The sequence below is a fragment of the Campylobacter jejuni genome (genome assembly GCF_001457695.1).
In the GTDB taxonomy this organism is placed as follows: Bacteria; Campylobacterota; Campylobacteria; order Campylobacterales; family Campylobacteraceae; genus Campylobacter_D; species Campylobacter_D jejuni.
The window spans coordinates 1213167-1239198 of the sequence record NZ_LN831025.1; the positions used below are offsets into that span (position 1 = coordinate 1213167).

24 protein-coding genes are annotated in these 26032 nt (G+C 30.9%); 3 read left to right on the forward strand and 21 right to left on the reverse strand.

Features of this window, described 5'->3' with window-relative positions; genetic code table 11:
- Positions 1-14: 14 nt before the first annotated feature.
- The 17 genes from argS to cetC form a co-directional block, all read right to left on the reverse strand.
- Positions 15-1607, reverse strand: a complete 1593-nt coding sequence (gene argS, locus AT682_RS06215) for an arginine--tRNA ligase (RefSeq protein ID WP_002930695.1) — start codon at positions 1605-1607, stop codon at positions 15-17.
- 11 nt (positions 1608-1618) lie between these two features.
- Entirely contained in the window at positions 1619-1858 is a 240-nt protein-coding gene (tatA, locus tag AT682_RS06220) for a twin-arginine translocase TatA/TatE family subunit (protein ID WP_002930696.1), read from the reverse strand.
- Between the two features lies 1 nt (position 1859).
- Complete coding sequence (gene gmk / locus AT682_RS06225) at positions 1860-2483, reverse strand: guanylate kinase (protein WP_079263873.1); 624 nt, start codon at positions 2481-2483, stop codon at positions 1860-1862.
- The gene (locus AT682_RS06230) at positions 2480-4066 is read right to left on the reverse strand and encodes a hypothetical protein (RefSeq protein WP_016818190.1); all 1587 of its coding nucleotides are present in this window, start codon (positions 4064-4066) and stop codon (positions 2480-2482) included. Before AT682_RS06230 ends, gmk begins: the two co-directional genes overlap by 4 nt.
- 56 nt (positions 4067-4122) lie before the next feature.
- On the reverse strand, positions 4123-4890 hold the full coding sequence (fliR, locus tag AT682_RS06235) for a flagellar biosynthetic protein FliR (protein ID WP_002852712.1): 768 nt from the start codon (positions 4888-4890) through the stop codon (positions 4123-4125).
- Positions 4877-5512 carry an ABC transporter ATP-binding protein gene (locus tag AT682_RS06240; protein WP_002852807.1) on the reverse strand — a complete coding sequence of 212 codons (636 nt, stop codon included), beginning with the start codon at positions 5510-5512 and terminating at the stop codon, positions 4877-4879. The genes fliR and AT682_RS06240 overlap by 14 nt, the downstream gene beginning before the upstream one ends.
- 12 nt (positions 5513-5524) lie before the next feature.
- Positions 5525-6598, reverse strand: a complete 1074-nt coding sequence (tsf, locus tag AT682_RS06245) for a translation elongation factor Ts (RefSeq protein WP_002883072.1) — start codon at positions 6596-6598, stop codon at positions 5525-5527.
- Positions 6598-7389 carry a 30S ribosomal protein S2 gene (gene rpsB, locus AT682_RS06250; protein WP_002853455.1) on the reverse strand — a complete coding sequence of 264 codons (792 nt, stop codon included), beginning with the start codon at positions 7387-7389 and terminating at the stop codon, positions 6598-6600. The genes tsf and rpsB overlap by 1 nt, the downstream gene beginning before the upstream one ends.
- Positions 7390-7504: 115 nt before the next feature.
- Positions 7505-8668, reverse strand: a complete 1164-nt coding sequence (cfa, locus tag AT682_RS06255; protein WP_002883071.1) for an SAM-dependent methyltransferase — start codon at positions 8666-8668, stop codon at positions 7505-7507.
- Positions 8669-8795: 127 nt separating this feature from the next.
- Entirely contained in the window at positions 8796-9920 is a 1125-nt protein-coding gene (petC, locus tag AT682_RS06260; RefSeq protein WP_002883070.1) for a cytochrome c1, read from the reverse strand.
- Positions 9917-11167, reverse strand: a complete 1251-nt coding sequence (gene petB / locus AT682_RS06265) for a cytochrome b (protein WP_002852758.1) — start codon at positions 11165-11167, stop codon at positions 9917-9919. The genes petC and petB overlap by 4 nt, the downstream gene beginning before the upstream one ends.
- Position 11168: 1 nt before the next feature.
- Positions 11169-11672: a ubiquinol-cytochrome c reductase iron-sulfur subunit gene (gene petA / locus AT682_RS06270; RefSeq protein WP_002852880.1), complete on the reverse strand. Its 504-nt coding sequence runs from the start codon at positions 11670-11672 to the stop codon at positions 11169-11171.
- 89 nt (positions 11673-11761) lie between these two features.
- Positions 11762-13048 carry an arsenic transporter gene (gene arsB, locus AT682_RS06275; protein ID WP_002883069.1) on the reverse strand — a complete coding sequence of 429 codons (1287 nt, stop codon included), beginning with the start codon at positions 13046-13048 and terminating at the stop codon, positions 11762-11764.
- A complete protein-coding gene (gene mnmG, locus AT682_RS06280) occupies positions 13049-14908 on the reverse strand; it encodes a tRNA uridine-5-carboxymethylaminomethyl(34) synthesis enzyme MnmG (RefSeq protein ID WP_002883068.1) in 1860 nt (619 codons plus the stop codon).
- An 87-nt stretch (positions 14909-14995) separates the two neighbouring features.
- The gene (gene cetB, locus AT682_RS06285; protein WP_002873924.1) at positions 14996-15493 is read right to left on the reverse strand and encodes a bipartate energy taxis response protein CetB; all 498 of its coding nucleotides are present in this window, start codon (positions 15491-15493) and stop codon (positions 14996-14998) included.
- Positions 15494-15510: 17 nt separating this feature from the next.
- Positions 15511-16887, reverse strand: a complete 1377-nt coding sequence (cetA, locus tag AT682_RS06290) for a bipartate energy taxis response protein CetA (RefSeq protein WP_016818189.1) — start codon at positions 16885-16887, stop codon at positions 15511-15513.
- 120 nt (positions 16888-17007) lie between these two features.
- Positions 17008-17502, reverse strand: a complete 495-nt coding sequence (gene cetC, locus AT682_RS06295) for an energy taxis response protein CetC (protein ID WP_002790077.1) — start codon at positions 17500-17502, stop codon at positions 17008-17010.
- A 272-nt stretch (positions 17503-17774) separates the two neighbouring features.
- Here cetC and dctA point away from each other — a divergent pair, with 272 nt between their 5' ends.
- Positions 17775-19151 carry a cation:dicarboxylate symporter family transporter gene (gene dctA, locus AT682_RS06300; protein ID WP_002882222.1) on the forward strand — a complete coding sequence of 459 codons (1377 nt, stop codon included), beginning with the start codon at positions 17775-17777 and terminating at the stop codon, positions 19149-19151.
- Here the strand turns inward: dctA and AT682_RS06305 are convergent.
- Positions 19148-19954 (reverse strand): inverse autotransporter beta domain-containing protein, encoded by an 807-nt coding sequence (locus AT682_RS06305; RefSeq protein ID WP_002882221.1) that lies wholly within the window; start codon positions 19952-19954, stop codon positions 19148-19150. The genes dctA and AT682_RS06305 overlap by 4 nt on opposite strands.
- A gap of 140 nt (positions 19955-20094) precedes the next feature.
- Between AT682_RS06305 and AT682_RS06310 the strand changes: the two genes are divergently transcribed.
- The gene (locus AT682_RS06310; RefSeq protein WP_002882220.1) at positions 20095-21621 is read left to right on the forward strand and encodes an inorganic phosphate transporter; all 1527 of its coding nucleotides are present in this window, start codon (positions 20095-20097) and stop codon (positions 21619-21621) included.
- A 7-nt stretch (positions 21622-21628) separates the two neighbouring features.
- On the opposite strand, the gene AT682_RS06315 is transcribed toward AT682_RS06310, so the two are convergent.
- From AT682_RS06315 to gatB, 3 genes are read right to left on the reverse strand one after another with little or no spacing between them, the layout of a single operon-like run.
- Positions 21629-22807 (reverse strand): metal-dependent hydrolase, encoded by a 1179-nt coding sequence (locus AT682_RS06315; RefSeq protein ID WP_002882219.1) that lies wholly within the window; start codon positions 22805-22807, stop codon positions 21629-21631.
- Between the two features lie 9 nt (positions 22808-22816).
- Positions 22817-23713: an NAD(P)H-dependent glycerol-3-phosphate dehydrogenase gene (gene gpsA, locus AT682_RS06320; protein ID WP_079263844.1), complete on the reverse strand. Its 897-nt coding sequence runs from the start codon at positions 23711-23713 to the stop codon at positions 22817-22819.
- Positions 23710-25128, reverse strand: coding sequence for an Asp-tRNA(Asn)/Glu-tRNA(Gln) amidotransferase subunit GatB (gene gatB / locus AT682_RS06325; RefSeq protein ID WP_002856133.1), 1419 nt, complete (start codon positions 25126-25128; stop codon positions 23710-23712). Before gatB ends, gpsA begins: the two co-directional genes overlap by 4 nt.
- A 114-nt stretch (positions 25129-25242) precedes the next feature.
- Here gatB and luxS point away from each other — a divergent pair, with 114 nt between their 5' ends.
- Positions 25243-25737: an S-ribosylhomocysteine lyase gene (gene luxS / locus AT682_RS06330; protein ID WP_002855991.1), complete on the forward strand. Its 495-nt coding sequence runs from the start codon at positions 25243-25245 to the stop codon at positions 25735-25737.
- Positions 25738-26032 lie beyond the last annotated feature (295 nt).

Genomic DNA, 26032 nt, shown 5'->3' on the forward strand with positions numbered 1-26032 from the left:
AGCAAAATGCGGTTTTAATGTTCCATTTTGTTTTTTGCTTCAATACCCATTAAAGAAAATGCGGTTTTAATACCAAGAGCAACCAAAGAAAATAATTTAAGCAAATCATTTTCATTTGCAGAGCCTACAACTTTATTTTCATTGTAGAATTTATGAAAATTTGCAGCTAAATTTTTAAGATAATCAGGAATTTTTTGCAAAGCTCTAGCCTCAAAAGCATCGTTTAAAATAGCCTTTAAATTCAAAGCTTCAAAAAGCAAATTTACGCCATCTTGATTTAAACTTTGCAAATCAGCTTTCATTACATCATCGATTTTTTTACCAGCTTTAGCAAACACTTGATGAATTCTAGCGTGTGCATAGTTGATATAGTATACAGGATTAGAGCTATCTTCTTTTTGCAAATCACTAATATCAAATTCCAAATGAGTATCGCATTTTTTACTCAAAAAGATATAACGCAAAGCATCACTTCCTATCTCATCAACTACATCGCTCATCAAGATAAAATTTCCTGCTCTTTTGCTCATTTTATAAGGCTCTCCATCTTTAAGCAAGGAAACCATTTGTGCTAAAATAATCTCAAGATTATTAGAGTCAAATCCCAAAAACTCCATCGCAGCTTTCATTCTAGGGATATAACCATGATGATCTGCTCCCCAAATATTAATACACTTTCCATAACCACGACTCATTTTATCTTTATGATAAACAATATCTGCTGCCAAATAAGTCCCGCGTCCATCTTCACGGATAATTACCCTATCTTTTTCATCGCCTTTTTGCGAAGAAGCAAGCCAAATTTTACCTTCTTGCTCGTAAATTCCTTTATGCTCTTTTAAAGATTCTAAAGTTGCATTTAAAGCATCATAATACGATCTTTCGCTTACATAGCTGTCAATTTTAATCTTTGCTTGTTCTAAATTTTGTTTAATCAAAACAAGCATTTTATCTTTTGCCCAATCAGCCAAACTAGGGATATTTTCTTCGCTAAAAAATTCTTTACCAAATTTTTCAAAAGCTTCTTTTGCCAAATCCGCTATATACTCGCCTTTGTAATATTGCTCTGGATATTCAACATTTTCATGAAGTGTATTTTCTTTCACACTTAGTAAAATAGAAAGCCCTAGTAAATAAATTTGATTACCCGCATCATTAACATAGTATTCTGTATCGAATTTATAACCCAAATGTCTTGCAAGTCTTGTTAAGGTGTCTCCAAAAACAGCACCTCTTGCATGTCCTATGTGTAAAGGCCCAGTAGGATTTGCACTCACATATTCAAGCAAAAAACTTTCTTGTTTTTTTTCTCCTTTAGCAAAATCATTTGGATTTGTTAAAGCCTGATTTGCAAGTTCATTTAAAAAAGTTTTGGAAATTCTAAAATTTAAATACCCATTTACAGCTTCAACTGATTCAAAACAATCATGATTTTGAAATTTGCTCGCTAAGTCACTAGCGATCAACATAGGAGATTTTTTTAACTCCTTAGCCAGTGAAAAAGCCAAAGGGGTAGCAAAATGTGCTAAATTTTTATCCTTTGGATTTTCAAGTGCAAAATCACACTCTAAAATCTTTTTAATTTCATTAAAAATAATACTTTTCAAAAGACTAAACCTTAAGCTTTTTTTGTTTCGTCTATACTTGCATCAGTATTTGTATTATTAGTTGTGTTTTTATTTTCTTCTATTTTTTGAGTATTTTTTGCTACTTCATCATCATTATTCATTTCATCTTTAAAAGTTTTAATACCTTTACCTAAACCCTTTGCAAGTTCTGGAATTTTTTTTGCTCCAAAAAGCAATACAACAATCAATAAAATAATCAACCAATGACTTGGACTTGACCAACCACCCATTTTATTCTCCTTCATTCCAAATATTTTGAATTTGCCCTAGATTCTGCCCTTTGGTTCTAAATTTATGGGCGATTAAAATCGCTCGCAATGCTTCATAACTTTGCTTTAACTCATTGTTAATGATAAGATAATCATACTCACTAAGCTCTTTCATTTCATCACTAGCGTTTTGTAATCTTTTTTCTAGTTGTATTATTGTATCAGTATTTCGCTTAATAAGTCTTTTTTTTAGCTCATCTTTATTTTTTGTAGTAATAAAAACAGAAACAATCTTATCAGCCATTTTTTTTCTGGCTATTTTAAATCCTTGCACATCAATATCAAAAACAACTATTTTTCCATTATCTAAAGCATTTTGAGTGTGCTTTAAAGAAGTACCATAAAAATTTTCATGCACTCTAGCCCATTCTAGAAAATGATCACTATCTATACCTTTTTGAAATTCTTCATGGGATATAAAATGATAATGTATTCCATTTTTTTCACCCTCTCTTGGTTTGCGAGTTGTTGAAGAAATAGAAAAATAAAGCTCATCTTCAAATTCATCAAAAAGTTTTTTTAAAAGAGTTGATTTTCCAGCACCACTAGGACCTGAAATCAACAAAACAAAACCTTGCAATTTCAATCCTCTTTAAAACTAATGTTTATATTTATATTCATATTCATACCCTTAAGAGCAGCTTTTAAGGTATCATCTTTAATACTTGAAGTGATCGCTCCTGCTATGCTTTGGCTAAGCTCATTAACTATCTCTTCGCTATTATCATCTTTAGTTGCATCACTTGCTATAGGCTCTTCATTTTTTTCTAAGATTTCCTCTCCAAGAGCTTCTTGTATATCACTTTCTTTCAATGCATCAAAATCACTTATATTTAAATTTGGCACAACCACTTCCTCTTCATTTGTTCCTAATTCTTTATCGTCTAGAATTGGTTCATCTTTAAAATCTTCTAAAACCTTGCTACTATTTTCACTATCAATACCATAATCAAGCTCATCAAGTTGAGCTAGTTCTTCTTTGATTTGATCTTGAGTACTCAAATTTGAAGCAAAATCATCTATTTCATCTTGAACATCTTCTTCCACAACAGGAGCAAACTCCTCTAAAACTTCCTCTGATTCTTCATTATCTTTTGCTTGACCTAAAAATTCAGCATCCTCAGGAAGATCATCAAAATCCATTTCTTTTTCTTGCTCTTCAACCACAGGAAGATCATCAAAGTCGCTTATATTAGCTTGTAATTCTTTGTTATCTCCTAAATCTTCATCATTTTTATCATCTAGCTCATCTAAACTAGGCTCAGTATCCAAAGCTGTATGTTCTTGGCTTAAGTCTTCTTTTTCGCTTTCACCATCTTCTAAAGTTAAATCTAAATCAGTTTGAATGTCTTCTTGAGTCTGTTCTTTAGTTGTTTCTTGTTCTAAATTTTCATGTTCTAAATTTTGAGTTTCTAAAGTTTTGTTTGCATTATCATCTTGAGATTCGCTAAGCTCTTCTTGCTTTTCTATTTCTTTATTTTTATCATCTTCTTTGATTTCTAAATCTTCATCATTTTTATCATCTAGCTCATCTAAACTAGGCTCAGTATCCAAAGCTGTATGTTCTTGGCTTAAGTCTTCTTTTTCGCTTTCACCATCTTCTAAAGTTAAATCTAAATCAATTTGAGTGTCTTCTTGAGTCTGTTCTTTAATTGTTTCATGTTCTAAATTTTGAGTTTCTAAAGTTTTGTTTGCATTATCATCTTGAGCATCATCATCAAAACTCAAATCTTCCATTCCCTCTGAATTTATATCTAAAGAATTTTCATCAGGCAAATCATCTAAATTTAAATTATCTAAATCCAAGCTTATATCAGCATAAGGATTTTCATCATTGCTTAACATTGGCAAATCAATAGATGTATGCTTGTTCGCATCTTTATTATTAAGTAAATTTAAAAAATCTGTAGGTAAAAAAGGTTTTTGTAAAATTTGCGCATCTATATCTTCTACATTTTGATTTCGCGGGGCTAAAAAAATCAATCTATCGCATTTTTCTTTAAGAATTTTTAAAGGTGCTGGAGTATCACTATCTACAACAATCACATCATAATTACCCAAATTTTCACTATAAGCATTAAGTTCTTCAAAATCATAAGACATTTTTTTAGCACTAAGGCTTACAAGTCTTGAAACTACAGGGTTTTCATTTAAAAGTAAAATTTTCATCACTTTAATCCTTAAAAAATAATCGCTATTTTACGATAATTTCATTTATCCTTTCCTTAGAAGAAAAAAAGAGTTTGCATATGAGTAAAAAGTTCTAAAATTAAATTTTTAAAATATTGCATCATAACTAGTAAAATAGCAATCAAAACTACAAAACCTAGAGCTATCTTTATAGGATAGCCAATAACTAAAAGATTAAATTGTGGCATTGTTTTCATCAAAAGTCCAAAAATAACATCGGCTAAAAGTGAAATTCCAAGTATAGGAAAGCTCATAGTAAAACCTATGATGAAAATATTAAACATACCCATATTTAAATAATGCATTAAATTCTCATGCGGATAAAATCCACCTAAACTAATATAACCCAAAGAATGACTTAAAAACAAAAGCATTAAATGATGGCCATCAAAAGCAAGAAAAAACATCAAAGCAAGTAAATTTAAAATTTGAGATGTGATAGGCATACTCGTTCCAGAACTTGGATCTAATATACTTGCCATAGTAAATCCCATAGTAAAAGCAATCTGCTCACCTGCCATCATAATAATAGCAAAAATAATTTGAAGCATTAATCCTGCTATCATTCCAAAAATCACTTCACTAATAAGCTGTAAAACAAAAAAACTATCTAAATGCAAAGATTCTAATCTAGCCAAAGGATATAAATACATAGTCAAAAATAAAACTATAGTACTTTTTATCACCATAGGAATAGAATTATGTGAAAAAAAAGGAAAAAAAACTATAAGACCACCCATTCTAGCAAGAAGCAACATAAAAGTTACAACATTTTTATCACCTAAATAATTAACAAATTCCATTGGCGTTTATAGTATAAGTTTTATCACAAAAACTTGCGAGCTTGCTATCGTGAGTTACAAAAAATAAAGCTGCATCATTTTCTTTAACATAGGAAATTAAAAGCTCGATAACATTTTTAGCATTATCAAAATCCAAATTTCCAGTTGCTTCATCAGCAAAAATAATCTTTGGTTTTTTACAAAGCACACGCGCGATACTCACACGCTGTTGTTGTCCGCCGCTAAGCTTTCCTATTTTTTGATGTAAAAGCGTATCAATACCTAACCTTTTTAAAATTTTCTCATCTAAATCTTGACCTGATAAAACACTAGCAAGTTCGATATTTTCTAAAGCTGAAAAACCTTTAAAAAGATAATGTGTCTGAAAAATAATACCAAAATCATAACGGCGAATTTTTAATCTTTCGTTTTCATCTATCTGATAAAGACTAGAACCTTTAAAAAAAACTTCACCTTTTTTTGGAATCAATAAAGAAGAAAGTATGTGCAAAAGAGTAGATTTACCACAACCGCTGCTCCCTTGAATAGCAATGCAATCTTTGGTATTTAAAGTAAGATTTAAACCCTCAAAAAGCGGATAATCAAAACTATGGCTTAAATTTTCCGCTCTTAAGAGTTCCATTTTTAACCGTTTTTAAAGTTGTGCAGCAACTTCAGCCGCAAAATCTTCAGTTTTCTTTTCTAAACCTTCGCCAACTTCAAAGCAAATAAATTCAACAATTTTAATTTTTCCGCCAAATTCTTTTTCTTTTTCAGAGATCACTTGTTCTACAGTTTTTTTATCATCCATTACATAAAACTGACCCATTAAAGTAAGTTTGCTATCGAGTTGAGAATTATCAGCTATAAAACTATTCATTTTGCCCGGGATAATATTGTCCCAAATTTTTTCAGGTTTACCTTGAGCTTTAAGTTCTTCTTTGATTTTTTCTTCAGCTTCTTTTAAAATTGCATCGCTTAATTGTTTGCGACTTGCAAATTGAGGAATTTTATGTTCAGGTTTATTTGGATCTTTAAGTCTGCGTCTTTCTTCATTTTCTTTTTCAAGTTCAGCGACCAAGGCTTTGTATTCATTTTCAACAAAAGTCATATCCAAATCTTCATAACTTAAATAACTTGGTCTCATTGCTGCAATATGCATACAAATTTGTCTTAATAAATCTCTTGATTTTGAAGCTACTTCAGCACTATCACAAGCTGCAGCGATCACAACACCAACACGGCCATTTGTATGAATATAACCATTTACAACGCCGTTAGCACCTGCTTTTAAAGTTGCAAATCTTCTTACAACTAAGTTTTCTCCTATAGTTGCAATTTGACTTTTTAAATATTCTTCAAATTTTACGCCATTGATTGTGCTTGAATGAAGTTCTTCCACACTTTGCAAGCTATTGCTTTGAATATGAGCTGTAGTATCTTTTGTTAAAGCGATAAACTGATCATTTTTTGCCACAAAATCTGTTTCGGAATTAATCTCACTTACAGTTGCACTTGTAAAATCATCACTTACTTTTACACTTACCAAACCTTCTGCAGCAAGTCTATCTGCTTTTTTAGCAGCCTTACCTAAACCTTTTTCTCTTAAAAGTTGTACTGCTTTATCAAAATCTCCATTAGTTTCACTCAAAGCATTTTTACAATCCATCATCCCCGCGCCTGTACTTTCGCGGAGTTCTTTTACCATTGCAGCAGTAATTTCAGCCATTATTCTTGCTCCTCACCGAAGTCTTCTTCGCTCATCGCTTCATCTAAAACTTCTTTTTTCTCTTCATCGGTGATTTCTTTTTCTTCATTTGCCAAAGCTTCACCATCTTGTTCTCTTAAAGCTTTTCCTTCATTAATCGCTTCAGCCATTTCTTGGCAGAAAAGTTGCACTGAACGAATTGCATCATCATTTCCTGGAATAGGATAAGTTACCAAATCAGGATCGCAGTTTGTATCTAGTGGAGCTACAACAGGAATTCTTAATCTATTTGCTTCTTGAACAGCTATTTTTTCTTTTACTGTGTCAATAACAAAGATCATATCAGGTTGAGTTTTCATATAACGAATTCCACCTAAATAAGCTAATAATTTTTCTTTTTTTCTTGTAAGCATTAAAGCCTCTTTTTTAGTTAAAAGTTTAATACTTCCATCTTCTTCCATTTTTTCAATTACTTCTAATTTTCTAATTGATTGGCGAATGGTACCAAAATTTGTCATCATACCGCCAAGCCATCTATGATTTACATAAGGCATACCGCATTTTTCAGCGTATTCTTTAATCGCTCCACCTGCTTGTTTTTTTGTTCCAACAAAAAGTATAGTTTTTCCTTCAGCGGCAGCGTCACGAACGATATTATAGGTATATCTAAAATATCTTAAAGTTTTTTGCAAATCAATTACATAAATACCTTTTCTCTCGCCAAAAATGAATTTTTTCATCTTTGGATTCCAGCGTCTTGTTTGGTGTCCAAAATGCACACCGCATTCTAATAAATCTCTCATACTAACCATGAGTTTCTCCTTATAAATTTAGCTTTATTCCTCCACATCCCTTAATTTACACAAGCTAAAAAGGATTGATGTGTGTGAAATGAAGCTAATATTTTATCAAATTTAAGTTTAGTTTTTACTTATATATGTAGTCCTTGGTAAGGCTTAGATTATTATTGATTTCTTTTGTGATTAAAAATTGGAACAAATCCACGCTTCCAACACGAAAAGCAGAGGCACAAGAACGAAGGTACAAATCCCACATTCTTATAAATTCTTCATCATATTTTTCCCTTACCTTGTCTAATACTTTGTTAAAATTTTCATCCCATAAATCTAAAGTTTTCGCATAGTGCATTCTTAAACTTTCTGCTAAAAGAAGATGAAAATCCCACTCGCTCATAGCACTTACAACCTCTCTTAAAGAAGGTAAATATCCTCCTGGAAAAATATATTTATCTATCCAAGCATTTGTTTTTCCTTCAAACATGGCTAAAATAGAATGTAAAAGCATAGAACCTCCAGGTTTTAACACTTGTTTTACTTTCATGAAATAAAGTCCTAAATTCTCTTTACCTACATGTTCAAACATACCCACAGAAACAACTTTATCAAAATAATTTTCAAATTCTAAATCTTGATAATTTTGAAGTCTTATTTCTATTTTATCTTCAAGACCAAGTTCTTTTACTCTTTCCTTAGCTTTTTTACACTGCTCCTCTGAAATAGTAGTTCCAACAACCTTAACTCCATACTTTTGAGCCGCCACAATAGAAAGCCAACCCCAGCCACAACCTATATCTAAAAGCTTTTCTCCTTCTTTTAAATCAAGTTTTTTAAGAGTATGTTCTATTTTGTTAATTTGAGCTTCATAAAGAGTATTATTAGGCTCTTTAAAATAAGCGCAAGAATAGCTCATAGTATCATCAAGCCAAAGCTTATAAAAATCATTACCTATATCATAATGACTTTTGATATTTTTACTTTCTTGCTTTTGAGTTATTTTACTCAATACATCTTTTTTGGTTTTAAAAAATTGCTGATTAGAAAAATAGTATAACACCCTAGCCATTTCATCATAATCGCCCTCTATGTCAAGTTTTGCCTGCATATAATGTCTTGCAAAAACCAAACTTGTATCACCAAATAACTCCAAAAAAGGAATTTTTTCTTTGAAAATTAAAGAAAATTTAGCAGGCTGACTACCCACATGAAATTCTTCTTGATCCCAAAATACGATTCTAAAATTTCCATAATTCCATTTTGAAAGAATAAATTTAATCATTTGTTTTTCAAGCATGACATACTCCAATTAATAAAAATTATTATTTGATAGTATATATTAATTAGGTTTAAAATTTAATAAAATCGAAGAAAAGATAGAATTTTTGCCACAGATATAAAATAGTGGCAAAAATTTTATAATATTAATGTAATTTAGACCAAACAGAACGCTTCCAACCTATAGCAAAAATACTTAAAATTACAAAGAATATCATTACATAAATTCCTGTAGTTTTTCTTTCTTCTTTTTTGCTATCACCCACTTGATCAATATAAGATACAACCTTAGCCTGTGCAGCTTCTGTTAAACCTACTCTTGGCATAGCGGTTCCTGGAAGAAGTTTTTGAGTATTATTAATAAAATCATGTAAATATTGCTCACCACGAGATCTTATCATCATAGAAAGATCAGGCGGAACAGAACCTAAATAAGTTTTTAAATCATTTTGATTTGATGGAGTAAAAAAGCTATCGTATTTCATATCATGACAACGTCCGCAAGCCTCAATAAAAGTTGCTTTATCTTTAGCAAATTTTATATCTTTTTCCATTAAAGCTGCTTTTTGAGCACTATTTTCCATTTTAGCATATTTTGCCTCAACATCTTTCTTAATAGTAGCATCTTCATTGGCTTCAAATTTAACACTCACATCTTTAAGATAAGCAATTACATTGGCTATATTTGCATTTGTAGCTTCTTCACTTTCTCCTGAAGTATCTTTATTGTAAGCTGTCATAATAAAAGCATCACCAAATTTATGATCTACTTTTAAAGCAAGCGCAGGATGCATAATCAAAGCTGCTAAAAATTTTTCATCAAAAATAGTACCAGCTGCACTAAGATCAGGTGGTATTACTCCCATAGAAGAATCAGTAATATTAGCTGCTATTCCATCTTCTTTTACACCATGACATGCAAAACAGTTATTTTCAAAAAATTCTTTACCTTTTTTTGCATCACCCTTAGCAAAATCGATCTTTGCAACATCTGCCCAAAGTGTTTCAACCTTGCTTAATTCTTCTTTTGCTTTTTCAAGTTCTTTGTTTGCACTCTCTATTCTTTTAGCATCTCCTGAAGCTTGTGCATCTTTTAGAGCTAATTCTTTAGCTTCAACTATACCTTTTGCAAAAGTAGTATCTTCAACAGCAAAATCAAAATTTGCAGGAGCAACATGAGGTTTCATCACTGAATGAGCATAAGGCTCTACCCCCCAATATACAAGTGCAGTAAAAACTACTACAACTAAAAATATTTTTATTTCTCTCATTGTTTAGCTCCTTTTCTCTCCATAATAGTAATAACCGGTAAAACTACAATAAGTAAAAGTAAAAATACTATAGAAGCATAAAATCCTACCCAAGCATTTACACCTGTTGGAGGTAATTTTCCATAAACTGTTAAAACAATTAAATCAATAAGCAATATCCAAAACCAAATGAAAAATAAAGGTCTTTCATGAGCTGGTTTTACAACATCACTTCTATCAAGCCAAGGAAGCAAGAAGAAAATCACTTGAGCAATACCAAATGCAGCCAAACCTATATCAAAAGCTTTAATACCTGCAATATCAAAGAAAAATCCTCTTAAAACTTCATAGCTCCATAAGAAATACCACTCAGGATAAATATGAGCTGGTGTTTTAAGCGCATTAGCTGGATCAAAATTAATTGGATCCATTGCAAATTCAAATTTAAAACAGACCAAATAAAAGAAGAAAATCATAAAAAAGCTTATATACATAAAATCTTTTGATAAAAATCCTGGCCAAAAAGGAATCACTTTAGAACCCTTTGTGTCACCTGCCATGTATTTTTCAGCCTCTAAATCAAAGTCAAGTTCTTCAGAAATTTCATTATTAACATGAGGAATTCTTAAAGAATAGAAGTGAAATGCTATAATAGCAATGATAACTATAGGAAGCAAGCACACATGAAGCATAAAAAATCTTGTTAAAGTTGGATCAGAAACCGCATAATCTCCACGAATCCAAATCACAAGCTCAGGGCCAATAAATGGTATCCCTCCAAAAAGATTAGTGATTACTTGGGCTGCCCAATAACTCATTTGTCCCCAAGGAAGCATATACCCACTAAAAGCTTCAGCAGAAAATACAACAAACAAAAGCATACCGCTAACCCAAATCATCTCACGACCTTTCTTATAAGAACCGTAATAAATTCCTGTTAGCATATGTATGTATATAATCAAAAATACAACAGAAGCAGCAACACCATGCATGTGACGCCAAAGCCATCCATAATCCACCTCTTGCATAATAGTCTTATTCACACTATCAAAAGCAAGTGCAGTATCTGGTTTATAATACATTACGAGTAAAAGTCCTGTAACAAAAAGCACTGCAAAAAGAGTGGTTAAAATAACCCCCATTGCCCAAAGAAAGTTAATTTGCTTTGGTATCCAATACTTTACCATTAAAACATCAAGTAGTTTATGTACTGCAAGTCTTTGATCAAGCCAATCTACAAGACCATTAGCTTTTCTAATTTGTGCCATCTTAAGCCTCCGCTATCATTTTTTTATATTCAGGACCCTCTTCGCCTAAAACAAGTTTGGTTCCATCGATCTTAAAAGGAGGAATTTCAAGAGGCTTTGGAGGAGGTCCAAAGACATTTTTTCCACTTGTGTCAAATTCTCCACCATGACAGGCACATTTAAACAATTGCTCACTTGGTTGGTAAGCAGGTATACAACCCAAATGCGTACAAAGTCCTATAACCACAGTATAAGCTGCGTTATCTACCACAACATCACGTTTTTCATCTTTTGGCATACTCGCATCTTTTTTTAATATAAAAATAGGCTTTTTACGCCATTCTATAGTTCTAAGCTCTCCATCTTGCATTCCTGATAAATCTACTGTAGTAAAACCTGCAGCTTTGACACTTGGAAGCGGATCCCAAGTTTTTTTCATCGCAACAAGCGAGAAAACACCGCCTACAGCAGCTACGCTTCCAAATGCAAAGCCCATAAAGCTTCGTCTACTCTCAGATGTAGCCATAACTTGTCCTTTCGATTTTATTTTTTAACCAAGTTAAAAGTTTATCGAAATTAAAATAAATTTTTTCTTTGTTTAACAAGTTTTGATATTTAGACAATAAGAGCAAAAAGAGAAAAAACAAGCACGGGTAAAGTTATCAAAAAGCCAAATTTACAATATTGCCAAAAAGAAATATTAATGCCTTTTCTAGCTAAAACTCCAAGCCAAAGCAAAGTTGCCAAAGAACCTATTGGTGTAAGTTTTGGGCCTATATTTACCCCCAAAAGATGTGCATAAATCATCAAAGAATCAAAAGAAAAATTCTCAAAATATTCTTTTAATGCCAAATCTCCGATTAAAACCATAGGCAAATTATTAAACACAGAAGATCCAAAAGCTGAAATCAAAGCCACACTAAAAATTCCACTCTTATCTTGCATCAAAAAAGCATAGCTTTTAACCAAAATTTCACTCACACCTATTTTATGTAAAGCAAAAACCACCATATAAAGCCCAAAACTAAAAAGCAAAACTCCATAAGGTGCTTCAAAAAGAATTTTAACACTTTTTTTACCTTGAATTTTTAAAACAATAAGCCAAAAAATTCCCGCCCAAAGCAAAGCAAAAAAACTTATTTTAATATCAAAAATTTCACCTATAAAAAAACTGATCACAAAAAGAAGTAAAAATACTATGCAAAGAAAAAACAATTTCAATGAAATTTGCTCTTTTTTGACTAATTTAAATTCAAGCCTTTTAGGCAAAACTCTCACATAAAACATAAAAACCATAACTATAGTAGAAAGCAAAACAAAAAAATTTGGCAAAAACATATTTTTAGCAAATTCTAAAAATTCTATCTTAAAATAATTTGCTGTAATGATATTGGTTAAATTTGAAATAACCAAAGCGTTTGAACTTGCATCACATAAAAAAGAAAGGCTAAGTAAAAAAGAACTTAAAATAAAAGCATGATTTTTACAATCTTTAAGAGTTGAAAATAAAGCTATAATAATAGGTGTAATGATTAAAATCGCTCCATCGTTAGCAAAAAATGCAGAAAGAAAAAAGACAAAAATCAACAAAAATAACATCAATTTTTTTGTGCTGATATAAATTTTTTCTTGATTTTTCTCTCTAGAAAAATGCAAAATTTTACTCGCAATAAAATAAAAAAATCCTAAAGCTTCCAAGCTAAAAGAAAGGATAATCAACCCAACTAAAGTTAAAGAACTATCCCAAACCAAAGAAAAAACAAAATAAGCATCTTTAAAATCTATCAATTGAAAAATAAAAACAAAAAAAGCCCCCAAACTAGAAAATACCCAAATAGGTAAATTCCATGGACGCCAAAAAAGTAAAACTAAAGTAGATAAAAAAATAAAAAAAGCAAGCATTTAAGCTTTTTTCTTTTGCATTTTGATATAAATTTGTAAAATATCTAACGCTGCAGGAGTAATTCCACTGATTTGACTTGCAGCAAAAATGGTTGGAGGTTTATGATGATTAAGTTTTTCTACAACCTCATTACTCAAACCGCTTACACTTTTAAAATCAAAATTTTCAGGAATTTTAAGCTCACTAAGATTTTTCATTTTTTCTACTTGAGCTTTTTGCATACTGATATAATGATAATACTTTGCCTCATTTAAAATTTCTCTTAAAGAATAATTATCCATGGTTTCAAATATAGGGTCAAGTTTTTTTAATTTTTCTATATCAAAACTTGCTCTTGCAACAATTTTTTGAAGATTGACTATAGAAGAAATTTTATCTTCTCCTAAACTCTCTAAAAAAGCATTATTTTGGTTATTAGGCGTAAATTCTTTAGAAAGTAAAAATTCAAGTCCTTTTTGAAGATTGTTTGCGATATTTTGTATATAAGTAAAATCTTGCTCGCTTAAAAGCCCTAAATCATAGCCATATTTTCCAAGTCTAAGTATAGCATTTTCTTCCCTTAAAAGCAGTCTAAATTCCGCTCTTGAAGTAAACATTCTATAAGGTTCTTTTGTGCCTTTTACTACCAAATCATCGATTAAAACTCCTATATAAGCTTCATCACGCCTTAAAATCAAAGGCTCTTTCATATCTATGCTTAAACTTGCATTGATTCCTGCCATAAAGCCTTGTGCTGCAGCCTCTTCATAACCTGTAGTTCCATTAATCTGTCCTGCACAATAAAGATTTTTAATGTTTTTAAGTTCTAAAGTATGCTTAAGTTCAGTTGGCTCTATATAATCATATTCTATAGCATAACCAAAACGGGTTATTTTAGCATCTTCAAAACCCTTTACAGAACGCAGCATTTGAATTTGTACCTCATAAGGCAAAGAAGTAGAAAAACCGTTGATATAATACTCCGTCGCATCGATAGTTTGAGGTTCTATAAAAAGATGATGACTTTCTTTGTCGCTAAAACGATTGATTTTATCTTCTATAGAAGGACAATACCTTGGCCCTACACCTTCAATTTGTCCTGTAAAAAGTGGAGCACGATAAAAATTATTCTTAATAATCTCATGTGTAGTTGTATTAGTGCGTGCGATATAACAAGGAAGTTGAGTAGGATTAAAATTTTTTGAACGAAAGCTAAAAGCTTTAGGATTTACATCACCATTTTGAATTTCAAGCACGCTAAAATCAATGCTTTTTGCATCCACTCTTGGGCAAGTTCCTGTTTTTAAACGCCCCATTTTTAAACCCAAAGTCTGTAGATAATTTCCTAAATTTACCGAAGCAAGCTCCCCTACCCTTCCTGCTTGAAGTTTATTTTCACCTACATGAATAAGTCCATTTAAAAAAGTTCCTGTTGTTAGGATCACTTTTTTGGCAAAATATGTATTTTCTAAATTTGTTTTTACGCCTTTAACTTCATCATTTTCTATGATTAAAACACTCGCTTGTTCTTGAGAAATTTCTAAATTTGGAAGTTTTAAAAGTTTATTACGTGCAATGATACGGTATTTATCCATATCAATTTGTGCCCTACTTCCTTGAACGGCTACACCCTTACTCTCATTTAAAATGCGAAATTGTATCCCTGCTTCATCGGTGATTTCACCCATAAGACCACCCATGGCATCAAGTTCTTTTACCAAATGCCCTTTAGCAAGCCCACCTATAGCTGGATTACAGCTTGCTGCTCCTATTTGTTCAATCAATGTAGTTAAAAGTAAGGTTTTTTTACCCATTCTAGCAGCAGCAGCACTTGCTTCAACACCTGCATGTCCACCGCCTATAACAATGATATCAAACATATTTTGCCTTGAGAAATGTGAATTTTAAAAAGAAGGATTATATAATATTTAGACTTAAAACAAACTCGTTTTAAGTCTAACAAAAATTCATTTAGCTTCTTGAAGAGAGAAAATTAACTCATTATAAGTTTTATCTGCATCTTTACAGAAATTTTCAAGCATCTCAACACCCTTGTTTAAGCCTTGTTGCTGTTCTACTCTTAAAAGATCACTATAAAGGCTTTCTATTGTGGAAATAGCACTTTTATTTGGCATACGACGAACAGAATAATAACCTATGATATTGTTATTAATGTCTATTGATGGGGTTACATTTGCAAAAACCCAATAGTAATTGTTATCTTTGGTTTTATTTTTTACATAAGCAAAAATTTCTTTGCCTTCTTTCATATAATCCCATAAATATTTAAAAACAGTTTTTGGCATCTCTTTATGTCTTACTATGTTATGAGGTTTATTTAAAACTTCACCCATGGTATAACCTGCATATTTTAAAAAATCATCATTTGCATAAACTATTTTACCTTTTAAATCTGTTTTAGAAGTAATTAAACTATCTTCTTGTAAAAAAATTTCTCTTGACATTTTCCCACCCTCTTAATTTATATTTTTAATTTTGCTAAGATTTCAGCACTTCTTTGCTCTAGTGATTTAATATCATTTACAATCGCATCATAAGCTTTTTGATCGATATAATCTTGACTTGATTCTTCTATTGCTTTTTTAGCGTTATCTTTTATAAATTCTTTAGCTAAATTTAACTCAGTTTCAGAACTAAGCTCATTAATAACACCTTGAGCTCTCTCATCTTGACAAAGATTAGAAATTGGATCTACACTTTCAAGATTGAAATTTTGAGCCCCATTTAAATTTAAATATATATTTGATTTATAAAGAATATGATCGATTTTAACTACAGATAAAATCAATCTCTTTGCAAAGGATCCAAAATTAACACCAAGAGCACTACTATTTTCTTCTAGACGTTTAAAAGCTTGAGAAAATTTATTAATTCTTTCTTCAGATTCACTAACAATGTTAAAAACTTGCTCACTGCCACTTTGGATATTTACAAAATCTTGTTGCATAGTCTGAATTGCAATAGAAATTTCGCTTGTAGATCTTTGAGTTCTTTCTGCTAACTTTCTAACTTCATCAGCCACAACCGCAAAGCCTCTACCATGCTCTCCTGCACGCGCAGCTTCAATGGCGGCATTTAAAGCTAGAAGATTGGTTTGATCAGCTATATCGCGTATAACTTCAACCACTGAAGTAATATTTTGGGAATTAGCCACAAAAGTTTGCACTGTTTCCTTGCTTGAATTTACAACATCCATTAAAGTGCCCATAGCACTTTGTAAAGAATCCACTTCTGAGCCATTTTCTGTAGCTGTATGAGTAATGGCATCAACTGTACCATATACATTTTTCATCATACTAATATCTTGATTTAACGAGTTAGAAATTTGAGACATATCTTTATTTTGATTTCCAAGGCTTAAATCCATTAAAGTTCTTGATAAAGCATTTTTAAAAGTAGATCTTGCTGTCACTTCTATGTTTGCTAAAGCTTTATTTATAAATTCGATATTATGAGCAAAAATTCCTTTTAAACCTTCAGGCAAAGCCTTGCGATAAAATTCACCTTTTTGAGAACATGAAATAGAAGTATTAATTTCCCTTAAGTAAGCTTCTAGCCCATCAATAGTATTGTTAAGATTATCTGCTATTTCGGCTAATTTTTTGCTTTTTGTTTTTACATAGATGATTCTATTGTCGAAATTTCCTTCTTTTAACTCTCTACAAAGAATCAAAAGTTTATCTATCATTATTTGCTCATCTTTGTGTTGTCTAAGCAAATAAATCATTAAAACAGCGATTAAAACAAAAATTATCGCTCCAACAAAATATGAATAAAAGACACCTAAAACACCGATAACACTTAGAAAAATAGTTAATAATAATCCATTTTTCACCATAAATTTACCCCTTTTTATTGAAAATTTTTTGAAATCATAAATCAAAACAATACTTTAATAATATATTACTTTAATTTCTAGGTGAAAATTATACAATAAAAAAGATTAAATATATCTTATTTAATTATTTTCTTGTAAGTTAAAAATAAGTTCATTATAAGTCATTTTATAAGAACTTACAATATCCATTAAAGCTGAAACTCCAGCATTAATGCCTGATTTTTGCTCTTTTTCAAGTAAAATTTTATAAACTTCTTCAATTATAGAAAGAGATTTTCTATTGGGTGCACGACGAACAGAATAATAATTGATGATATCTCCATTAGCATCAAATGAAGCACTTACATTTGCAAAAACCCAGTAAAAATTACCATCTTTGGCTTTATTTTTCACAAATGCAAAAATTTCATCTCCTTTTTGAATATAATCCCAAAGACATTTAAATACAGTGCGTGGCATATCTTCATGTCTTACTATATTATGAGATTTATACAAAAGTTCATCAACTTTATAACCTGCGTATTTTAAAAAGTCATTATTGGCATAAATGATATTCCCCTTAAGATCTGTTTTAGAAGTAATTAAAGCATTTTCAGACAAAACTATTTCTTTCATAATTTAAAACATCCCAATAAAACAAATAAATCAAAAATAGAATTATTACCAATAACAAACAACAAAAAGCAAACTGAATTGCAAAATTATAAAATTTTCAAAACATATTTTAAAATTCATAATATGCAAATAATGAGAAATTTTGTAACATATATATAAAAAATTGTCATATCATAATAAAAGAAAGTATTTCTAGATTTGTTTTTTTGTTAAAATTTACAATACGCATTGTTAAAATTATATTTTACAAAGATCAAAAGGAGTGAATAAACTTGGAAACTTTAAGTCAAACTTTAGCTGAAAGAAAACCGCCTTTATATAAACGTATTATCAAAAGTCTTGGATTTTGGGTGATTATAGGCATTATTGCAGGTATTGTACTTGGCTATACAGATAAAGAATTAGCCATTGCTAGCAAACCAGGAGTTGATTATTTTATAGGTGCTTTAAAGGTTCTTATAGGCCCTATTATTTTTGTTACTTTGGTTTTGGGCATCATTAGTCTTGAAAGTTTAAAAAAAGTAGGTAGCATTGGTGCTAAAGCGGTTATTTACTTTGAAGTTGTAAGTACTTTAGCACTTGCTATAGGTATTTTTATGGCAAATGTTATGCAACCAGGCCATGGAATGAATCTTGATCCAAGTCAACTTGATACAAAAAGCGTTCAAAAATACATTTCTCAAACCACAGAAGTAAGTGCGAGCTCTGAGATTATGCATATTTTAAAAGATGCTATGCCTACTGATATTATCACGCCTTTTACAGAAGGAAAAACCATACAAGTTTTAGTTATTGCTATAATTACTGCTTTGATTATTTCTTTAATGAGAATAGAAGACAAACAGGCAATTCAAAGAGTTTTTGAAGTGGTGCAAAATTTTGTTTTTAAAATTTTACAAATCATTATGTATTTTAGTCCTATTGCCGCCTTTTCAGCAATGGCTGTACTCATAGCTCAATATGGAATTGGCTCTTTGATCAACTTGGCATATTTACTTTTAGTAATGCTGATTTCATGTCTTGTTTTTATATTTGGAATCTTAGGTCTGATTTGTTATTTTGCAAAAGTAAATATCTTCAAATTTATGAGATTTATCTCAAGAGAAGTATTGATCGTTTTTGCAACCAGTTCAAGCGAGTCTGCACTTGCTCCTTTAATGAGAAAACTAGAAAAAGCAGGACTTTCTAAAGCAACAGTCGGACTTGTTTTACCAACGGGATATAGTTTTAATCTTGATTGTACAAATATTTATCTAGCTATGAGCTTAATCTTTCTAGCACAAGCTTTCAATGTAAATTTAAGTTTAGCACACGAAATCAGTATTTTAATAGTATTAATGATAGCCTCAAAAGGTGCAGTAGGTGTAACTGGATCAGGTTTTATAGTGCTTGGAAGTACGCTTGCAGCTCTAGGAAATATGGAAATTTCTGAAGCAAATGCAACCTTAGCACAAGTTCTACCAGTAGCTGCTATAGGTGTTCTTTTAGGTGTTGATAAATTTATGTCTGAAATGAGAGCGGTTGGAAATCTTTGTGGAAATTCAGTAGCAGCCTTAATCGTTGCCATCTGGGATAAACAAATTGATTGGGAAAAATTCCGCTATGCTATGGATAATCCGGAAAAATTCCATAATGCTGGAATGAACTAATGGGTTCTTTGGAGGAAATCATATCGATTAACCTCCTCTAAAGTATTATCTTTTTTCCTAAATTGTTTTAAAAAACTTTCATTAAAATTAAAACTAAATCCAACTTGAACAACGGTATCATCAATAGTCTCTCTTGCACTATAATCACGACGCAATAAACTTAAACTAAATACACTATAAGGAGAGTAAGATACTTGATAATTAGTTTTATCATTATCCTTACTTATATCAAAAGCAAAAGCGGTATAAGTTGGAATTACAAAACTCATTCCAAGCTGTAAATTTTTTTCTGCTTCATTGGGTATATAATAATTACTATAAGCCTTTATAAATTTACTATAACCAAACTCTGTACCAAAGCTTTTAGTATCTTTTTGTTCCTTTTGTTTATCAATAAAACCATTAACTCCAAATAAAAAATCATCTTTTTCATAACGATTGATTAAACCCCATGAGTAATTATAATTATCTTGAGCCACAAAAAGTTCTTTTTGAAAAAGCAAAGAATTATTCTCCCCCTCATAAAGAGAACTTAAATTTTTAACCTGTGCGTTTTCATTTTGAAAATCTAAATTCCCATCTGTTTTATCTATACCATTATTATTTTCTAAAGTTTTTGAAAGTAAGCTATCAAAAGTGCTTTTAAAATCCACATTCTCTTCTTGAATTTTTGGAGCTTCTTTGGTATTTTTATAATCAAAGTGCTCCCAAGAATTTTGATTATTATTTTTTGCTAAAGCCTCTGTAAGTTCATCGGCATTGAGTAAAGAAAACAATGCTATTATATAAAAAATACCCCTCATTATTCTTATATTCCTTATTATTTCTTGTTTGAGTATTTATTATAAAAAAATAATATAAATAAAATTCCACAAAGACTAAAAAATAAAATTAGCAAATTTAAAGTAAATAAGTGTATAATTAAAATAAAAAAGGGTTATTAATGCAAAAAGACAACCTCATAGCTTTTGTTATTTTTATTATCAGTACTATCGCATTTGTTATTTGGGGATTTGGTTATATTTCGCAACATCAACTGATTCTTTTTATTCTTGCTTCTATATTTGGTATTTTTATGGCATTTAATATAGGTGGAAATGATGTAGCCAATTCTTTTGGAACAAGCGTTGGCGCAAAAACAGTAACCATTAAACAAGCTTTAATTATAGCAGCTGTTTTTGAGCTAAGCGGGGCAATCTTCGCAGGTGCAGAAGTTACTAAGACCATACGCAGCGGTATTGTTATTTTTCCAAATTCTTTAGATCCTATGCTTTTTGTTATCATTATGCTTGCTGCACTTTTAAGCTCTGGGGTTTGGATTTTTATTGCAACCAAGAAAGGCTTACCTGTATCAACCACACACAGTATAGTTGGTGGAATTGTAGGTGCTAGCATTATGATGGGGCTTTTAAAATTTGATGGGATCCAAACACTCTCTATGGTTAAATGGAGTGAAATTTTAAGAATAGCTATTTCTTGGGTAGCCTCGCCTCTTTTAGGGGGTATTGTAGCTTATATTATTTATTCATATATTGATAAGAAAATTTTAAAACCATCAGAAAAACTAAATGATGATTTGAAAAATATCAAAAAAGAAAGAAAAAAATTCAAAGAAGAATATTTTTTAAATTTAAAAACAAAACCCCAAGAAGAACAAATCAAAGAGCTTTCCGCTATAGCTTTAGATGAGGAAGAACAAGAAAATAATTTCTATAGAAATAAAATGAAGGAATTTAAGGATCAAGAAAAAGATATAGATATTTACTCTATTTTAAAAACTCATATGCCAATCATTGCTTGTATTGCTGCTGCTATCATTTCGGCAATGTTTTTATTTAAAGGTTTAAATAATGTTAGCACTTTGGATATTTTACAAAACTTTTGGATTATCGGAATTATAGGAACTATAAGTTATGTTGTAACATTTGCTATAGTCAAAATCGTTAAAAAAACAGAACTTAATAAAACTACTGATAGAATTTTCTCATGGTTTCAAATATTTACAGCCTCTAGTTTTGCATTTTCACACGGAGCCAATGATATAGCCAATGCTATAGGTCCTTTTGCAGCGATTTTAGATGTCTTAAAAAACGGCACAATTAACGCGACTTCTCCTGTACCTTTTGCTGCTTTAGCTATGTTTGGAGTTGCTCTAGTTGTAGGACTTTGGTTTTTAGGTAAAGAAGTGATTACTACAGTGGGTTCAAAACTTGCAACCATACGCCCTACTACTGGATTTTCTGCAGAACTTGGTGCAAGCATAGTTATACTCTTAGCTACACAATTTGGAATTCCTGTTAGCTCCACCCATATACTCATAGGTGCTATATTGGGTATAGGAGTGTATAATAAAAACGCAAATTGGATTATGATGAAGCCTATAGGATTGGCTTGGATTATCACTTTACCAGCTGCTGGTATTATGGCAGCACTTGTATTTTTAGGATTTAAACTATCTTTAGGAATTTAAGTAAAGCTTATTTTTCTAAAATATTTTTTCCTTTAATTATATGCATCTTAATCTTTCCAAAAAGTTTATCCTCAGAATAAAGAGAACTTTTTGGAGCAAAAATTTCTTCATTCTCATCAAAAAGAACTAGATTAGCTTCTTTGCCAACTTCTATAACTCCACTATTTAAACCTAAAAATTCACTAGGGTTTTTACTTGTAAATTGACAAAGCTCTTGCCAGCTTAAAAATCCTTCTTTGATTAAAAAAGTATAGCAAAGACTTATAAATTCGCATACGCTATGGATTCCAAAGGCCGCTTCATCAAAAGCTAAATCTTTTAAAGAAATTGATTTTGCACTATGTAGGGAAGTTAAAAAGCTAATCTTTCCTTCTTTTAAAGCCTCTCTTAAAGCCAAAACATCTTCTTTGCTTCTTAAAGGTGGCATAAGTTTCGCAGCCGTATTAAAATCTTCACAAGCACTATCATCTTTGATAAGATGATGAATACTTACAAGTTTTAAATCTTTTTCATCTAATAATACTAAAGAATCTTTCAAACTTAAAAGATCAAAAATGACCTTATTTTTATAAAATTTAGCCAATTCTTTCATTTTAGCCATCTGGCTAGTTTCAGCGATTTTACTCATACCTATAAGCCCTAGCTCAAAACTCATTTCACAATCATTCATCACTCCATTATCATCAAAATCCTTATCATAACAACGCACAAAAATTGGAGAGTCTTTCATAAAAGCATATTGTGAACTTACTTTTAAAGTATTTGCATCTAAAGAGCTGTCAAGTTCTAGAGCACAAGCACCTTTATTTAAAAGAGTGGCTAAATTTTTAAGCTTGCCGTTTGTATCCTTAACCCGCACACTTGAAAAAATTTGCATCTTTCTTTGAGCTAAATTTTGTAAAAATAAAGCAAAACTTTCTTCATCAAAATCCATGCAATCACGCAAAACTATACTAGAAATTCCTCCTTTTAGACACTCATTTTCCAAAAGCTCTAAATTAGCTAAAGAAAATTTATCGTTTTTTAAACTCACACACAAATCCACAAAAGATGGAAGTAAAGTCATACCTTTAGCATCTAAAATTTCTTCGCCTTGTAAATTAGAACCAATATTGGTAATTTTTCCTTCTTTAACCTCTATATCTTGTAAAGAATCTGCATAAATTTTTGCATTTTTAATTATCATGATTTTTCCTTAATCATTTTGCTTTAATAAATTCTGCGTTGCTTCTTGCACGCTTTTACCCTTAAAAATTGCCACTACTTCATTTACAATAGGTGTATAAATTCCTTTCATTTTTGCTAGTTTTTCTATAGCATAAGCAGTTTTTACACCTTCTGCTACTTCATTAAGTTCGGCTAAAATACTATCTAATTTTTGATTTTGCGCCAGTTTTAAACCCACTCTATAATTTCTTGATAAAACACTAGTTGCAGTTAAAAACAAATCCCCTGCCCCACTCAATCCTAAAAAAGTTTCTTCTTTAGCACCAAAAAATTTACCAAAACGGTGCATTTCTATAAGTCCTCTTGAAATCAGTGCCGCTCTTGCATTATTACCAAGTTTTAACCCATCACCAATCCCACTTGCAATTGCTAAAACATTCTTATAAGCGCCACAAATTTCAGCACCACGAACATCATTATCAATATAAGTTTTAATAAAATCAGGGAAAAAACTTGCAAATTTTTTACAAAGCTCTTGATTTATCCCGCTAATCATCAAAGCAGTAGGAAGTTTTTGCATTACTTCAGCAGCAAAAGAAGGACCGCTTAAAACACAAAAATTTTCTTTTGGTACAAAATCTAAAAAAATTTCATCTAAAAATTGACAACTTTGATCTTCTATGCCTTTTGAAGCAATTAAAATTTTTTGTCCCTTGTTGATGAAATTTTCTTTAAGCCAAGCACGCATCCCTTGAGAACTTAAAGCAAAAATAAGATATTCACATTCTAAAGCTTCTTTTATGCTAACAAAATCTTCTAAATCACGCTGATGCAAAGAACTGATAAAACAATTGTGATTTTCTTTTAAGGCTAGATGTAAAGCACTGCCCCATTTTCCCGCACCAATAACCGCTATACGCATCAACCAAGCTTTGTTTTTAAAATTTCATTTACTTTTGCAGGATTAAAAGCTCCTTTGCCTTCTTTCATTGTTTGACCCACAAAAAATCCAAAAAGCTTGTCTTTACCACTTTTATACTCTGCAACCTTATTGGCATTTGCATTTAAAATTTGTTCAATCACCGCTTCTATGGCTGAATCATCACTTACTTGCTTAAGTCCTAGCTTTTCTATAGCTTCATCAATTTCCACACTAGTATTTTCAAATACAAAAGCTAGGACATCTTTAGCCGCTTTTGCACTGATGGTGCCATCTTCTATACGTTTAATTAAAACTCCAAGCTTTTGAGCATCTACGGGAGAATTTTCTATAGTCAATTCTCCTTTTAAAAGTCCCATAAGTTCAGTATTTAACCAATTTACACAAAGCTTAGGATTTAAATTTTGAGAAATAAGACTTTCAAAAAAACGACTCATTTCTAAAGAACTGATTAAAACCTCAGCATCACTTTCTTTTATACCAAGCTCGTCTATAAAGCGTGCTTTCTTCTCATCAGGAAGTTCAGGAATTTTAATATCCAAAAACTCATCTTTTAACAAAACAGGAAGCAAGTCAGGGTCTGGAAAATAACGATATTCAGCCGCTTCTTCTTTACCACGCATACTTCTTGTAACTAAATTTGTTGTATCAAAAAGTCTGGTTTCTTGAACTACTTCTTGTTCGTAAGTTCCATCTTCCCAAGCCTCACTTTGTCTTTTTACCTCATATTCTATAGCTTTTTGGATAAAACGAAAAGAATTAAGATTTTTAATCTCTACCCTAGTATAAAGTTTTGTATCACCCTTAGGTCTTATGCTAACATTTGCATCGCATCTAAAACTTCCTTCTTGCATATTTGCATCTGAAATGTCTAAAAAGCGTATAATAGAATGAAGTTTTTTAAGATAAGCTACTGCCTCATCACTACTTCTAAGCTCAGGTTCACTGACAATCTCAAGCAAAGGAGTTCCTGCACGATTTAAGTCCACTTTAGAAAAATTATTTTCGTGGATATTTTTACCTGCATCTTCTTCTAAGTGTGCTCTTGTAATACCTATGCGTTTATTTTCACCCTTTACATTGATAAAAAGCTCACCCTTTTCTACTATAGGGATATCAAATTGTGAAATTTGATAGGCTTTAGGTAAATCTGGATAAAAATAATTCTTACGGTTAAAAACACTTTTTTTATTAATTGCTGCATTGACAGCTTTTCCAAAAGCTATAGCTTTTTTTACAGCCTCTTCATTTAAAACAGGCAAAGCTCCTGGTAAGGCCAAACAAGTGGGACAAACATTAGTATTTGGAGCTTCTCCAAAAGAAGTTGCGCATGAGCAAAAGATTTTTGTTTTTGTATTTAACTGAGTATGAACTTCAAGACCTATAACTACTTCGAACATAAAATTTCCTTGAATTTTTAAATGTTTTATTTTATCTTTTTTTCTTTTAGAAAGGCTTTAAATATTAACTTTAAATGCTATAATTCTTAGACAATTTATATTTAAGGAGTTAAAATGCCATTATTAGATAGTTTTAAAGTTGATCATACCAAAATGCCAGCGCCCGCTGTGCGTTTAGCTAAAGTTATGAAAACACCTAAGGGTGATGATATTAGTGTATTTGATTTGCGTTTTTGCGTACCAAATAAAGACATTATGAGCGAAAAAGGTACACATACCTTAGAACATTTATTTGCAGGATTTATGAGAGATCATCTTAATTCAGATTCGGTTGAAATCATTGATATTTCACCTATGGGCTGTCGTACGGGTTTTTATATGAGTTTAATTGGAACACCAGATGAAAAAAGTGTTGCAAAAGCTTGGGAAGAAGCTATGAAAGATGTTTTAAGCGTAAGCGATCAAAGCAAAATTCCTGAACTTAATATCTATCAATGCGGAACTTGTGCAATGCATTCTTTAGATGAAGCCAAACAAATTGCCCAAAAGGTTTTAAATCTAGGTATTAGCATAATGAATAACAAAGAATTAAAACTCGAGAATGCTTAAAAAGAATCTTTATTTTTTAGACGATTAAGCTTTAATTAATATATTTTTATATATGATTTTGAAATTTTATTATTTTAAAAGGAGAAAAAATGAAACTGATGTGCGAGATGTGTAGTATCTAGTGCGTCCTTTGGCTTAACATTATGTTTCCAAAGGTCCAAAAAGTGGATAAGGAGATATAATGTGTAAGAAAGTCAAAAAAGTTTATTTTTTCAAAATACTCATTTAAAATCTTAACTTACAAAAATTTCTCTAATAAAATTTAATTCAAAATATCTTCTTATCCTTAATTTTA

Coding starts and splice junctions, on each gene's coding strand:
- tatA (WP_002930696.1), bottom strand. CDS start 1,858: ATGGGTGGTTGGTCAAGTCCAAGTCATTGGTTGATTATTTTATTGATT.
- AT682_RS06230 (WP_016818190.1), bottom strand. CDS start 4,066: ATGAAAATTTTACTTTTAAATGAAAACCCTGTAGTTTCAAGACTTGTA.
- fliR (WP_002852712.1), bottom strand. CDS start 4,890: ATGGAATTTGTTAATTATTTAGGTGATAAAAATGTTGTAACTTTTATG.
- AT682_RS06240 (WP_002852807.1), bottom strand. CDS start 5,512: ATGGAACTCTTAAGAGCGGAAAATTTAAGCCATAGTTTTGATTATCCG.
- tsf (WP_002883072.1), bottom strand. CDS start 6,598: ATGGCTGAAATTACTGCTGCAATGGTAAAAGAACTCCGCGAAAGTACA.
- rpsB (WP_002853455.1), bottom strand. CDS start 7,389: ATGGTTAGTATGAGAGATTTATTAGAATGCGGTGTGCATTTTGGACAC.
- cfa (WP_002883071.1), bottom strand. CDS start 8,668: ATGCTTGAAAAACAAATGATTAAATTTATTCTTTCAAAATGGAATTAT.
- petC (WP_002883070.1), bottom strand. CDS start 9,920: ATGAGAGAAATAAAAATATTTTTAGTTGTAGTAGTTTTTACTGCACTT.
- petB (WP_002852758.1), bottom strand. CDS start 11,167: ATGGCACAAATTAGAAAAGCTAATGGTCTTGTAGATTGGCTTGATCAA.
- petA (WP_002852880.1), bottom strand. CDS start 11,672: ATGGCTACATCTGAGAGTAGACGAAGCTTTATGGGCTTTGCATTTGGA.
- arsB (WP_002883069.1), bottom strand. CDS start 13,048: ATGCTTGCTTTTTTTATTTTTTTATCTACTTTAGTTTTACTTTTTTGG.
- mnmG (WP_002883068.1), bottom strand. CDS start 14,908: ATGTTTGATATCATTGTTATAGGCGGTGGACATGCAGGTGTTGAAGCA.
- cetB (WP_002873924.1), bottom strand. CDS start 15,493: ATGTCAAGAGAAATTTTTTTACAAGAAGATAGTTTAATTACTTCTAAA.
- cetA (WP_016818189.1), bottom strand. CDS start 16,887: ATGGTGAAAAATGGATTATTATTAACTATTTTTCTAAGTGTTATCGGT.
- cetC (WP_002790077.1), bottom strand. CDS start 17,502: ATGAAAGAAATAGTTTTGTCTGAAAATGCTTTAATTACTTCTAAAACA.
- AT682_RS06305 (WP_002882221.1), bottom strand. CDS start 19,954: ATGAGGGGTATTTTTTATATAATAGCATTGTTTTCTTTACTCAATGCC.
- AT682_RS06310 (WP_002882220.1), top strand. CDS start 20,095: ATGCAAAAAGACAACCTCATAGCTTTTGTTATTTTTATTATCAGTACT.
- AT682_RS06315 (WP_002882219.1), bottom strand. CDS start 22,807: ATGATAATTAAAAATGCAAAAATTTATGCAGATTCTTTACAAGATATA.
- gatB (WP_002856133.1), bottom strand. CDS start 25,128: ATGTTCGAAGTAGTTATAGGTCTTGAAGTTCATACTCAGTTAAATACA.
- luxS (WP_002855991.1), top strand. CDS start 25,243: ATGCCATTATTAGATAGTTTTAAAGTTGATCATACCAAAATGCCAGCG.